The sequence below is a fragment of the Calothrix sp. NIES-3974 genome (assembly GCF_002368395.1).
GTDB lineage: Bacteria > Cyanobacteriota > Cyanobacteriia > Cyanobacteriales > Nostocaceae > NIES-3974.
Map to the genome: position 1 here is coordinate 5,439,137 of NZ_AP018254.1, position 13,135 is coordinate 5,452,271.

Annotated in this window: 9 protein-coding genes; 6 read left to right on the forward strand and 3 right to left on the reverse strand. The window is 41.8% G+C overall.

Translation table 11 applies throughout. The annotated features are described in order from the left end of the window. Positions 1 to 518 precede the first annotated feature (518 nt). The 3 genes from CDC37_RS21655 (at position 519) to CDC37_RS21665 (ending at position 3,157) form a co-directional block, all read left to right on the forward strand. Positions 519 to 959 (forward strand): recombinase family protein, encoded by a 441-nt coding sequence (locus tag CDC37_RS21655; protein ID WP_096625025.1) that lies wholly within the window; start codon positions 519 to 521, stop codon positions 957 to 959. Positions 960 to 1,350: 391 nt separating this feature from the next. Further along, positions 1,351 to 2,607 carry a CBS domain-containing protein gene (locus CDC37_RS21660; RefSeq protein WP_096625027.1) on the forward strand — a complete coding sequence of 419 codons (1,257 nt, stop codon included), beginning with the start codon at positions 1,351 to 1,353 and terminating at the stop codon, positions 2,605 to 2,607. Between the two features lie 121 nt (positions 2,608 to 2,728). Next, positions 2,729 to 3,157 carry a hypothetical protein gene (locus tag CDC37_RS21665; RefSeq protein WP_096625029.1) on the forward strand — a complete coding sequence of 143 codons (429 nt, stop codon included), beginning with the start codon at positions 2,729 to 2,731 and terminating at the stop codon, positions 3,155 to 3,157. Here the strand turns inward: CDC37_RS21665 and CDC37_RS21670 are convergent. Together CDC37_RS21670 and CDC37_RS21675 are read right to left on the reverse strand one after the other, a co-directional pair. Beyond that, positions 3,154 to 3,870, reverse strand: a complete 717-nt coding sequence (locus tag CDC37_RS21670; protein ID WP_096625031.1) for a fatty acid desaturase — start codon at positions 3,868 to 3,870, stop codon at positions 3,154 to 3,156. The two genes, CDC37_RS21665 and CDC37_RS21670, sit on opposite strands and share 4 nt — an antisense overlap. A 248-nt stretch (positions 3,871 to 4,118) precedes the next feature. Beyond that, a complete protein-coding gene (locus tag CDC37_RS21675; protein ID WP_096625033.1) occupies positions 4,119 to 5,300 on the reverse strand; it encodes an aldo/keto reductase in 1,182 nt (393 codons plus the stop codon). Between the two features lie 337 nt (positions 5,301 to 5,637). On the opposite strand from CDC37_RS21675, the gene glpX reads away from it, so the two are divergent. Both glpX and CDC37_RS21685 read left to right on the forward strand, forming a co-directional pair. Then, on the forward strand, positions 5,638 to 6,675 hold the full coding sequence (gene glpX, locus CDC37_RS21680; RefSeq protein ID WP_096625035.1) for a class II fructose-bisphosphatase: 1,038 nt from the start codon (positions 5,638 to 5,640) through the stop codon (positions 6,673 to 6,675). A gap of 458 nt (positions 6,676 to 7,133) precedes the next feature. Continuing rightward, positions 7,134 to 8,420: a glutamyl-tRNA reductase gene (locus CDC37_RS21685; RefSeq protein ID WP_096625037.1), complete on the forward strand. Its 1,287-nt coding sequence runs from the start codon at positions 7,134 to 7,136 to the stop codon at positions 8,418 to 8,420. 449 nt (positions 8,421 to 8,869) lie between these two features. Here the strand turns inward: CDC37_RS21685 and CDC37_RS21690 are convergent, their stop codons facing one another. Further along, complete coding sequence (locus CDC37_RS21690; protein WP_096625039.1) at positions 8,870 to 9,919, reverse strand: tetratricopeptide repeat protein; 1,050 nt, start codon at positions 9,917 to 9,919, stop codon at positions 8,870 to 8,872. Between the two features lie 807 nt (positions 9,920 to 10,726). On the opposite strand from CDC37_RS21690, the gene pcrA reads away from it, so the two are divergent. Continuing rightward, positions 10,727 to 13,084, forward strand: a complete 2,358-nt coding sequence (gene pcrA, locus CDC37_RS21695; protein WP_096625041.1) for a DNA helicase PcrA — start codon at positions 10,727 to 10,729, stop codon at positions 13,082 to 13,084. Positions 13,085 to 13,135 lie beyond the last annotated feature (51 nt).

Below are 13,135 nucleotides of genomic sequence, written 5' to 3' on the forward strand. Positions count from 1 at the left end.
AACTGGGAAAAACATCCTTAGTCATTAAGCCACAGGATGAGATAGAATCAGTATCCTCGGTTCAATTTTTTTGAACATCAGAATCCTGAATTGTTTTCTAGTCGCTCAGATGTGCATATAACTGTTGCACCGCAATTACAGCCCAACTATGCACATTCAGTTTACCCTGCATTTATCCAGACAGAATGCCCAGATAGCAAAATTAATTTCATCAAATATTAACCCATTTGTTAATTTATATGACAAAATCCCCCATCTGTTAAAAAATATTGAAATTTTCAGGGGAGTCGTGATGGAAAGACAGAGGGTAAAAATAGCAGGTTTTAAACTCTCTGTCTCATCCTCTCCTTTCCATGCTTCCCCTTGTTCGCCCTTTCCCGCTCCGGATTCAAACCCTTTTTTGTGCTTAATTATTCGTACAAATGTTAATATTTTATTAAAAAAAGTAATGGATTTACGGATTCGCAAGTTAGAGTCGTTCGGTTAATATAACTAATGATGTGTGTACTTTGAGACTCATGACTGCGGAAAAATCCCCTACAGAAAGTGTTTGGGAAAGGTTAGAAAAAGGAAGAAGGTTAAAAGCTTTGCGAGGTGGTTACGCTGGTTACGGTTCTCCGCCCTACGGATTAACATCTGTGAATGGAGAATTGGTCGATCATCCCCAGGAGCAAGCTGTGATTGAACTAATTCGTCGCCACCATAAATCAGGAAAGTCCCTACAGCAAATCGCCAATTGGCTGAATGAGCGTGGTTACACCACCAAACGAGGACAGAAGTGGCAGCGTATTTCTGTCAAGAGGGTTTTAGATCGCATGTACGGCAAAAATCCCAGCGCCTGTCAAACCCATAGGGATTTAGACCAAGAGCATCAACCCGTTCTATCTGGATTGAACACCATAGAGCCAATGGACAATCCTCCGGTAGATAAATTTGACCGAGGAATGGAAATTAAATAGATAGGTGTATTTCTCATTCCTATACCAATTATCTGCATTGAGTAACGGGTTGATTTTCCTACTACTCCCCACTTCCTACAGGTTTTAGGGATTTGTGAGAAATCCGGGATCAGTAATTTCCCGAACTTGTGATAAGCAGGAATAAATCCAATTACTTTAATCAAAGAATAATTGTCACTGCATTGTTACATCCCTGATAATATGTTTCAATCGTAACTGTGTATCGTTTAGCTGTCAGGCTGGTACACAGTTACGTGTTTTTTGTTTGTTTTCGTTTAAGTGTTCCATCCATGTCCTTAGAATAACGATGGAGTATGAAATTTTTCGGTGCACACAAAACCAAATTCTGGGTGTCAGCCGATCCGAGAAAAAATTAGATGTTTAGCCTATTATGCAGCCAGACAACCCTCTAGACAGACCCGCGAATCTAGAAACTGCGATCGATTACCAGCCCCTAATTCTGTCACCGGAACAACCTGTGCGTCTAGCGGTACAGCAAATGAGCGATCGCATCAATCAGAACAGTAACAGCAGCGATACCCAAAAGCGAGCGGTTGTCTCTAGTTGCGGTTTAGTTGTGGAAAATGGGGGTTTAGTAGGTATTTTTACAGAACGGGATTTAGTGCGTCTTGCAGCGAATGGAAGTGATTTAGACGCGTTAACGATTGGGGATGTGATGACAAAAAAAGTCATTACCTTCCCGCTCAACGGCTTACAGGACGTATTTGGGGCATTATTTTTGTTTCGTCGCTACCAAGTTCGCCATTTACCCATTATCGGCGATCGCGGTGAGATTATTGGGGTGATTTCGTCTGAAAGTTTACGTCGAGTCATTCGTCCAGCCGATTTTCTGAAATTACGTCGGGTAGGAGAAGTCATGACTACTCCTGTAATTTGCGCACCCTTACAATCCACCCTAACCGAAGTCGCTCAATTAATGTCAACCCAACGGGTTAGCTGTGTTGTGATTGTCGAATTGCGTCAAGTCTATGGTAACGATGCTTATGATTTTCCCGTTGGTATCATCACAGAGCGGGATTTAGTTCAGTTTCAATCATGTTATGTGGACTTTCACAACACAACCGCCGACTTGGTGATGAGTACACCTTTATTATTATTAAGTCCGGAAGATTCATTGTGGACAGCTCACCAAGAAATGCAACGCTTGCGGGTCAGAAGGTTAGTTGTATCTTGGGATTGGGGAAAAGGTATCGGTATAGTCACCTTAAGTAATCTATTACGTCTGCTCGATCCCGTGGAAATGCACCTCACCAAAGAAGTCGTCACCGAAGCAGTTGGACAATCAAGTCCAATTCGAGGAACAGTAGATAGCACTAATCTTCCGCAAATCAAACAAAATTCCCAAATTAAACAGCAATTGCGACAACTTACGGAGGAAATTTCCACCCATCTCCTCAATACTGCTCAAAACCGCAACACCTCAAATTTAAATAGAAACGTGGAAATAGCGAATGCACTCACGAAAATCAAACGTTTACAAGCCTTAATTGACAACTTTGACCCACCCGATAGACCCATTTCTGGCACAAAAACTGGACAAAATCCCAAACCAGATGGTTATCGTTCCCCGGAATTATCTAGTCATCCTCCCATTGAAGATGAAAGTCCGCAAGCAGTCAATAGTTAAGTACTAGTCTATCTACTGGATTTTTCTCCGTTTTCTATGTTAAGTCGAATCTATTTGACTTTGACAACCAAAAATATAAGATATACTACGGGTAATATCTACTATTCGTAAAATTTTCATCATGGTATTATCCCAATCGACCGCAAAAATACGAAAAATCCTGGTGGATAACCAGGAATACTGCTGGACTGTTGTACAATTTGATACAAACCATGCTTATTTAAAAATATGCTTGTCCCCATCAGGTGAAAATCCGTGGTTAGCAGTCAAATACCGCTTTGATAATCCTTGGATTGGATTTGGAGAAGTTGTATCACCCAATCCGGAACAAATCGCTAAGTATCTCAGATTATGTCCGGTTCAACCGAGGTTAATTGCGCAAATCATTAGAAAAGTTAACAAGCACCATACAGCAAAATCAATGAATTCCCAGGAGACGTTGAATTATTTGTTTAACATGGATGGACAACTAGAAAAACTTACCCAAAATGAAGATATAAACACCATCGGATCTACACATCAGGAATACCCCCAATATCAGGTCAATTAATCCTGATTTTTCATCGTAACTTGAGGTAAACCCCACCACGGAACATCTGGATTTTCATGGTGTTCCCGATGGTAAAGAAAGTGATAGCAGGTAATTAAAGATAAAAGAAATGGCAGATAGGTGCTGTGGGTTCTTAGTTGATCCGGATAACCATTAACTGGTTCACGGTGGGGTAAAAAAGTACCGAAATAAAATAATTGAAATGAACTCAGAACAAAGGGAATTATCCAAAATAGTAGAAGATTAGGCTCCGGAATATGGAAGATAGCTTTGATGGAATGGAAGGTTGTGACTAAGACCGCAAATCGCAACCAATCCCAATAACGGAACATAAAATATAGATACCAAATCAGGAAATTTTGGTGTTTTCCGTCATGGTAATCAGGGTCTAATGCGGTAGCTGGATATTGATGGTGTTGTCCATGTCTTTTCTGCATCTTGGCAAATAGGAAAAAACCATAGAATATCAATGCTATAGAGCCAATCAAGTTATTAATTTTTAAGTTTTGCGGACAGATGACTCCGTGCATTGCATCATGGGCTGTGATAAATAAACCTGTATGTAAAAAAGTTTGCCAAAATACTATCGCTAAAATCCCAATTATATTTAATTCTTCTAGATTTAAATGCAATGAGCTATATATACTGACTATCCACAATGTGATGATAAAATTCGCAATTAGCAAACTGATTGTAGTCTGCTTAGATTTCATAATTGATGGGATAAACGCAGACCAAAAATAAATCACACTCAATTGCCTTCACAAAAGTTAACACGCTCCTCAATAAAACATTTGTGAATTGATAGAATCAAGTATTTTTGCTACAAATACAGTGGAAAAAAGAACAGGGAATAGCCTACATATAATGCTGATATTGTTTGACTTTGGAGGTGATACCTGACGGGGAAATTTCGGGAGCAAGGGAAGAAAATGTATCGAAATTAATGAATCTAATTCAACTAACTGGTTGATAACCGTTTGACTTCAGTTCCAGATAACATTTGATGGGTTTCCCGGAGTAGATCAGGGATGATATTTTTATGGGGACTATTACGGAGACAATCGGTGAAATCCAACTTGTCAACATAGGCAGCTTGATTACCGGGAAACCAATGGCCACCATTGCCCAGCAGATTGTAGCGCATTTTCGCATAATCAACCATATCGTAGGCGATCGCTAAATTACGTAACCACAAAATCACGGGAATATTCACATTGCCAGGGGTTTGTTCGTAGGAAGGTAAATTTTCCTGCCATGTTTTGACCCATTCTTCTCCCAGCATAGCCATTGCTTCGGCTTCCAACCGGGACAAAATGGGGGGGAGAACTTCATCTGCACAGTCTAGTAAATCCAGTGTTTTGAGGTGTTCATCAAAATCGCTAGGACGTGCAGCACCTAAACTCAGGGTATGAACTTCCCTATGGCTGAGACAAAATAAATCATTAAATACCATTGGACTGAGGGGACTGCAAAGCCTGGTTAACTTGGGTGATGGATTATACAGTTTACCCCCCTTATCCGCCGGACTGATGATAAACACTCCCATATCATGGTGTGTCGCAGCTGCAATCGCCGGCCAATTAGTTTGGTTAATATAGTACCAGTGCAGATTCACATAATCAAAAGCATCAGTAGCGATCGCTTGAATAATAGTCTCTGGGGAACCGTGGGTGGAAAAGCCGATAAAGCGAACCTTTCCTTCTGCTTGTAATTTTCGTGCCACATATAAACATCCACCGGGATTCATCGTATATGCCAACAACTCAGCATTATTAATCCCGTGAATCCCCAACAAATCCACATAATCCAACTGGAGATAATCCAGAGATTTGGCAAAATCCCGCGCAAACTCCTGAGAATCAGCCTTCGGACTGACCTTAGTTTGCACAATCAACTCCTGACGCGGTAACTGAGGTAAAATCCGCCCCAGTTGCATCTCCGAACTACCGTATCCCCGTGCAGTTTCAATGTGATTAATACCCAATTCAAAGGCAGTACGAATCGTCGCTTCCAGGTTAGCTTGATTATCCTCTGGAATTTCTGAAGGTGGTACATCCTGCCATTTGTATTGATAACGCATTCCTCCACAGGAAAACACAGGCATTTGCAACTCAGTTCTGCCAAATCGTCGATAACGCATTTGATCCTCAGAGCCAACAGTAACGTAAAAACTCTCCACCCAAAGTTTAAAGCCAAAATCGGGAATAGCCTAGATGCATTGCCAACACAAAAACCCCAGATGTGCATAGGGCATTTATCTTAGAGATAAAAAGGTTTTTTGCCGATTCACTACTCCCCTGGAGACGACCCACCGGATCATCTCTACTCCCCACTCCCAACTCAAATATTTATCGAAAGCAAAATTTCTCGAATATTCTCGAATAAATTTTCCAGAGGGATACGTGCTTTGGTAGACTTGAAAACTGAGATCGCTTTCAGAAACAACGCAAATTCGAGCAATTGAGAGGTCAGAGTCTGTGGAAAATACCCTTGGGTTAGAGATTATCGAGGTAGTAGAACAAGCCGCGATCGCATCTGCGCGGTGGATGGGTAAAGGCGAAAAAAATACCGCCGATCAAGTCGCCGTTGAAGCAATGCGCAAACGCATGAATAAAATTTACATGCGGGGACGGATTGTCATCGGAGAAGGAGAACGGGATGATGCACCAATGCTTTACATCGGCGAAGAAGTTGGCATTTGTTCCCGTCCCGATGCTGACAAATTCTGCAATACAGATGAATTAATTGAAATTGATATCGCCGTTGACCCTTGTGAAGGGACGAATTTGGTTGCCTACGGACAACCGGGTTCGATGGCGGTGTTAGCAATTTCCGAAAAAGGCGGACTGTTTGCAGCTCCTGACTTTTACATGAAAAAACTCGCTGCACCTCCAGCAGCAAAAGGAAAAGTAGACATCAATAAATCCGCAACCGAAAACTTAAAAATTCTGGCTGAGTGTTTAGACCGCTCCATCGAAGAATTGGTTGTGGTTGTGATGAAACGCGATCGCCATAATGATTTAATTAAGGAAATCCGCGAGGCAGGAGCGCGGGTACAATTGATTTCCGATGGTGACGTAGGTGCAGCCCTTTCCTGCGGCTTTGCCGGAACTAATATCCACTGTTTAATGGGGATTGGTGCAGCTCCAGAAGGCGTAATTTCGGCTGCGGCAATGCGTGCTTTAGGCGGACATTTCCAAGGTCAGTTAATTTATGACCCGGAAGTCGTCAAAACCGGTTTAATCGGCGAAAGCAAGCAAGCCAACATCGACCGTCTCAAATCAATGGGAATTGAAGACCCCGACCGGGTTTATGATGCCCATGAACTAGCTTCCGGTGAAACCGTATTATTTGCAGCCTGCGGAATTACCTCCGGAAACTTAATGCAAGGTGTACGTTTCTTCCACGGTGGTGCGCGGACTCAAAGCTTGGTCATCTCCAGCCAATCCAAAACCGCTCGCTTCGTCGATACCATCCACATGTTTGAAGAACCCAAGGTAATTCAACTGCACTAACGTAATTATGTAGAGACGTAACATGTACAGACGTAACATATTACGTCTCTACTCAGGGATGGAATTCAGCCACCACACCTCATACCATTTCACCCAAAATTTGATACATTTTCTTCCCTTGCTCCCAAAAACTCCCCGTCAGATATCAACATCAAAGTAAATAAATATTACAAGTCAACAGTTACCCGTCCACCGTCAACAAACCCCAAGAAAAATGTATGAGCGTGTAAAGTATATTTACATTACTTAACTCAAAAATATTAAATATTTGAACCTTGAACCCGTTATGCTGTGAAATGTACTTAGTAGGAAAAACCCAACTCTCGTACTGATGCATTTGGGATTAGATCCACAGATGAAGCCACTTAAGCTGTATCCAAGCAGCAAACAGGTCAAAAAAGATTAGACGAGAAACTACGACGAAACTAATAACAAACAACGGATAAAAAGTGACGAATATGCAGATTGCGGTAGTAGGCTTGAGTCATAAAACAGCCCCCGTTGAGGTGAGAGAGAAACTGAGTATTCCCGAAGCGCAACTTGAAAGCGCGATCGCCCAACTTCTCAATTATCCTCATGTTGATGAAGTGGCAATTCTCAGTACTTGTAACCGTTTGGAAATTTATCTGGTGACAACGGAAACGGAGTTAGGGATTCGAGAAGTCACCCAGTTTCTGTCCGACCACAGTAAACTACCTGTTCACCAGTTACGACCCCATTTATTTATGCTGCTCCATCAAGATGCAGTAATGCATTTAATGCGTGTAGCAGGCGGTTTAGACAGCTTAGTGTTAGGAGAAGGACAAATCCTCGCTCAAGTAAAAACAACCCATAAACTCGGTCAACAGTATGGAGGTATCAAAACCATCCTCAATCGCCTCTTTAAACAAGCCCTCACCGCCGGAAAACGAGTTCGCACCGAAACCAGTATCGGTACAGGAGCAGTATCAATTAGCTCGGCAGCCGTGGAATTAGCCCAGATGAAAGTCGAAAATCTCAGTGCCTGTCGCATCACAATTCTGGGCGCAGGGAAAATGTCCAGACTATTGGTACAACACCTGGTATCCAAAGGAGCCACACAGATTTGTATTCTAAATCGCTCCCTTGCTCGTGCCCAGGAACTGGCGAAAAATTATCCCGAACATTCCCTCAAAACCGGCCCCATGACGGATATGATGTCCGTAATTAGCGAAAGTCATATAGTTTTTACAAGCACCTCTGCCACAGAACCAATACTAGACCGCGCAAAACTAGAAATGGCCCTAGAACCAGGTCAACCCTTAATGTTATTTGACATTTCCGTACCGAGGAATGTCCACGCGGATGTGAATGAATTAGAACATATTCGTGCCTTTAATGTGGATGATTTAAAAGCAGTAGTCGCTCAGAACCAAGAAAGTCGTCGGAAAATGGCTCAGGAAGCAGAAACCCTTTTAGATGAGGAAGTAGAAGCATTTGATATTTGGTGGCGTAGTTTAGAAACAGTATCCACAATTAGTTGCTTACGGGATAAAATCGAAACAATTCGCGAACAGGAATTAGAAAAAGCCTTATCACGTTTAGGCTCAGAATTTGGCGAAAAACATCAAGAAGTAATAGAAGCCTTGACCAAAGGAATTGTGAATAAAATTCTCCATGACCCGATGGTGCAATTACGCGCTCAACAGGACGTAGAAGCTCGTCGTCGCTGTATGCAATCTTTACAAATGTTATTTAATTTAGATGTAGAGAAGCAATTTGGTTAAGCAAAAATGCCGAGACAAGTAAAAGGAGGATAAAACTCAGGACTTACCTCAAGCAGGAAATAGTAGACCTAAAATGTTGCTCCCTCCACGATTGAAACCAAAGGCTTAAAACCCAAATAAACCAATTATTAATTTGTAATTACGTACGCAAAGCGTTGCCGCAGGCTATTACGTAGCTAGCTTCCCGCGTAGCGGGTATTACAAATTACGAATTACAAATTACGAATTATCAAGTGACAATGCTCTGCATAGTCGCTTAGTCAGCAAAGGCTCCGTCTTAATTCACGAGGCAGGAGCCTCCTAGATTCCCCACCCACGCGGAGCATGGGTGCGAGGAAAAGAAACTAATTATTAATTTGTAATTACGTACGCGAAGCGTTGCCGCAGGCTATTACGTAGCTAGCTTCCCGCGTAGCGGGTATTACAAATTACGAATTACGAATTACAAATTATTTGATGTTTTTTAAGAAAATTAGACAACTGTAGAGTTGAAATGCATTATCCCAGAAACTTGGTTGGGGACGGTGTAAGTTCATCTGGGGGTCAAATTTGCTGAGGATTTCGGTTTGATCGAGAATTGATTCGGCAAATGGTGTAAATTCTGACCAGGTAGGAATTTGGGGAAGTTGCTGGTTTAACCATTGCTGAAGTTGATTCCAACTGCTACGCAGAGTATTCTGTTCCGTGGAGGATGGAAGGGGGTGAGATGAAAATTGATATGCGCGATCGCAAATACGTAAAATTGAGTTTCTCCCTGGAAGGTGGAGGTCACAAATGTTGGCGTAATCCTGTGTCTGGGTTTTGCGTTCCAGTTGACGACGGAGATTTATGTCCACAACTTGTTCAAATATCGGTAGTAAACCAGTAGTCTTATCTGTCACCTCTGACCAGTTAAATGCTAAACTGCCTTGGGTGCGATGATGACGACAAGTAACCCTTGGTTGGTTGGTGTCTGGTTGAAAATAATCGACTTGGAAGATTTGAATTTGTGATATTGCCGCAAAATCAACCCAAAAGCAGGGAATTGCTGCTGTTTGTAAGGCTTCACCCCATGATGTTAATTCCCCCATACCCCCGGTTTTGTAGTATCGCCATCCCCGACTCGGTAGCTGTAATCTTGCTGTGTATGGGTCTATTTGCATGATTTTTGCTAGTTGTTGAGCTGCTTGTTGTTTTTGTTCCCTGGGAATTGGCTCTAAAATTAGTAAACCAGGTTCATCTGTGACGGGTTTAAGGTCTGGTTGGCTTTGTTTGGGAATTACTTCCAGACGCTGTAGAGCTTTTCTCGCTTGCAGTGTTAGCTGATGATGGCTGCTTTTGCGCAAAATTCGCTTGTAAATTTTTTCTGCTTCCCCTTCTTTCCCCGAAACTTCCTTTAATTGACCAATGTAAAATTGTACCCATAAATCATCAGGCGATTCTTGGAATAATTTTTTTAATAATTTTGCCGCAGTTCCATAATCCTTATGGGTAAACGCATTTGCCACTTCTTCTAACATGGGTTTTGGTAATGATATGGTTCATTACCTAACTCATAACCTATTTTTTTTGCCTTTTAGCTCAGTGTATTTACGTGTATTTACTGGTAAAGAGCTATGATTGTGGAAATAAAATGTAAATAATTCTTAGTAAATACTGCTAAATAGACAAAGTTAAGTGAAGTTAAATTAAGTTTTAAGTTTATTCTCATCTTAGTAATAAGAATATCGATATTGTAAATAGCATCACAAATTACATTTGATCCGGTGCGACAAAATGAACGACACTAAAGTTCCGAATTCAATTAGTGTGTCAATTGCAATGGGTGTTGTTGTCCTCTTGACAAGTCTCAGCATCATCTTGATTATGGATATGTTTTAGGCTGAGAAATTGGCCCTCCCCGTCATACCAGTAAATCTGCAAAGATAGTGAAAAAACTTGCCTTTCCCCTCGTGAGAAAAAGCAAGTAGTTGCGCTAGTCTGCGACAATCCTGCGGGTATAGCGCTTTATATTATTAACGCTATGGTAAGGTGTTCAAAAATCCCAAAGCTTACAAACGTATGAATCAGCGCATGAAGCATTTACAGCGTAGAGTCATCCTAAAACCGCTTCGGAAGCAGGAAGTTAACACCAAAATTTCTTTTCTAATGTCCAGTTAAGTCTAAACTTGGGTGATTTTGGGTAGGTTTATCAGAGCGGACTACAATTAAACTTTTAGTTGCGTCAGAATGGGTAAGATGTTGTAGGCTAAACAATAGTAACCCGTATTTTTTTGATAAAACGTGGGTGCTATTGAATTAACCTGCGTTAGATATGTAAGTCTATGATGACGACAACTGCCGATTTCCTTAGTCACCTCAACCCTAGTCAAAGACGTGCAGTGGAACATTTTTGTGGTCCATTGTTGGTGGTTGCGGGTGCGGGTTCGGGAAAAACTCGGGCCTTAACCTATCGTATTGCTAATTTGATTTTGCAACATCAGGTCGAACCGGAACACATTTTAGCGGTGACTTTTACCAATAAAGCCGCGAGAGAAATGAAGGAACGTATTCAAAAGTTGTTTGCAGAACAAATTGCTCAACGGGAGTACGGGGAACGGTATGATTTACTACCGGAACATGAACAAACAATTTTGCGATCGCGTGTTTATAAAAGTGTGATCAAGGATATGTGGTGTGGTACTTTCCACAGTTTGTTTGCTCGGATTCTCCGGTTGGATATTGAGAAGTATGAGGATGAGAAGGGACGGAAGTGGAATCGGAATTTTTCCATTTTTGATGATGGGGATGCTCAAACTCTGGTTAAGGAGTTGGTGACGAAGACTTTAAATTTGGATGAGAAGAAGTTTGACCCGCGTTCGGTTCGCTATGCGATTGGGAATGCCAAGAATCAGGGATTTTCACCGCAAGAATATGAACGGGAACGGGGTGATTATAAGGGGAAGGTCATTGCCCAGGTATATAGTTGCTATCAGGATAAGTTAGCAGAAAATAATGCCTTGGATTTTGATGATTTGATTTTAATGCCGACGCGGTTATTTCAACAAAATCCCCAGGTTTTGGAATATTGGCATCGCAAGTTTCGTCATATTTTGGTGGATGAATACCAAGATACTAATCGTACCCAGTATGAGTTAATTCGGTTGTTAACAACTAATGGGGAAACTGATAAGCAAAAATGGAATTGGCATCAGCGCTCTACGTTTGTGGTGGGGGATGCAGACCAGTCTATCTATAGTTTTCGTCAGGCTGATTTCCGGATTTTGTTGGAATTTCAAGATGATTTTGGCGACGGTTTAGCGGATGATATCACCGCTACAATGGTGAAATTGGAGGAAAATTATCGCTCCTGTGAGAATATTTTAGAAGTTGCCAATCAATTAATTGAAAATAATACCCAGAGAATTGATAAAATTCTCAAACCAACGCGGTCAGCCGGGGAAAAAATTTGTTTATTCCGCGCTGACGATGAGGTTGTAGAAGCAGATTTTGTGATTAATCAAATCCGTCAGTTAGTTGGTAGTAATCCCGATTTAAATTGGGGTAGTTTTGCGATTTTGTATCGTACTAACGCCCAATCCCGACCCTTTGAAGATTTACTGGTACGGTATCAGATACCCTATACGGTTGTCGGTGGATTTAAATTCTATGACCGTCGGGAAATTAAGGATATTTTATCTTATTTGAAAGCAGTCATCAATCCCGCAGATACCTTAAGTTTATTACGCATCATCAATACACCTCGACGGGGTATCGGTAAATCCACCATGGATAACTTGGCAAATGCAGCTCAAGAATTAGGGACAACCCTGTGGGAAATACTGAGCGACGAAACATCAGTGAATACCTTGGCTGGAAGGGCTGCTAAATCGGTAAATAGTTTTGCTAAAATGATTAGCAAATGGCAAGCACAAATTGCAGAGGTTCCCCTTTCCGAACTGGTTCAGGGAGTAATTGAGGATTCGGGATACATCCAGGATTTGCAACTGCAAGGAACCGACGAAGCTAAAGACCGAATTGAGAATATTCAATCCCTATATAATGCGGTGTTGGAATTTGAGGAGGAAAGTCGGGAAAATGACGATGAGGCGACTTTACAAAAATTCCTGGAAAAAACCTCCCTCAATTCAGACCTCGATAACCTCAAAGAAGGGGACGAAGCCGTATCCTTGATGACCTTGCACTCATCGAAAGGATTAGAATTTCCCGTGGTATTCTTGGTAGGACTAGAACAGGGATTATTTCCCAACTATCGTTCCATGCAAGACCCCGCAGCCCTAGAAGAGGAACGCCGATTATGCTACGTTGGTATTACCCGTGCCCAAGAACAATTATTCATCAGCCATGCACGGGAAAGGAGATTGTACGGAAATCGAGAACCAGCAGTGCGATCGCAATTTCTCGATGAATTACCGACTGAGTTCATATTCCCCTACAACCCCAGTCGCAAAGGTCATTCATCCAAGAACACTTCCCCAGTTAGCACCCCTGACCAACCCAGGGACACAAATACAAATCAAACTTGGTCTGTAGGGGATAGGGTTTTACATAAGACGTTTGGTATCGGTAATATTACTCATGTGTTCGGTAATGGCAAGAAAATATCCGTTGCCATCAAGTTTGATCAACTAGGACAAAAAATCATCGACCCCAGGGTAGCGCAATTGCAAAAGGTAGAGACGTAGCATCGCTGTATGTAGTGTAGAGACGTAGCATCGCTACGTCTCTACACGCAA

Excerpts from the sequence above, each read along its gene's own strand:
- CDC37_RS21685 (WP_096625037.1), top strand. The coding sequence starts at position 7,134 with ATGCAGATTGCGGTAGTAGGCTTGAGTCATAAAACAGCCCCCGTTGAG.
- CDC37_RS21665 (WP_096625029.1), top strand. The coding sequence starts at position 2,729 with ATGGTATTATCCCAATCGACCGCAAAAATACGAAAAATCCTGGTGGAT.
- CDC37_RS21660 (WP_096625027.1), top strand. The coding sequence starts at position 1,351 with ATGCAGCCAGACAACCCTCTAGACAGACCCGCGAATCTAGAAACTGCG.
- pcrA (WP_096625041.1), top strand. The coding sequence starts at position 10,727 with ATGACGACAACTGCCGATTTCCTTAGTCACCTCAACCCTAGTCAAAGA.
- CDC37_RS21655 (WP_096625025.1), top strand. The coding sequence starts at position 519 with ATGACTGCGGAAAAATCCCCTACAGAAAGTGTTTGGGAAAGGTTAGAA.
- CDC37_RS21670 (WP_096625031.1), bottom strand. The coding sequence starts at position 3,870 with ATGAAATCTAAGCAGACTACAATCAGTTTGCTAATTGCGAATTTTATC.
- CDC37_RS21675 (WP_096625033.1), bottom strand. The coding sequence starts at position 5,300 with ATGCGTTATCGACGATTTGGCAGAACTGAGTTGCAAATGCCTGTGTTT.
- CDC37_RS21690 (WP_096625039.1), bottom strand. The coding sequence starts at position 9,919 with ATGTTAGAAGAAGTGGCAAATGCGTTTACCCATAAGGATTATGGAACT.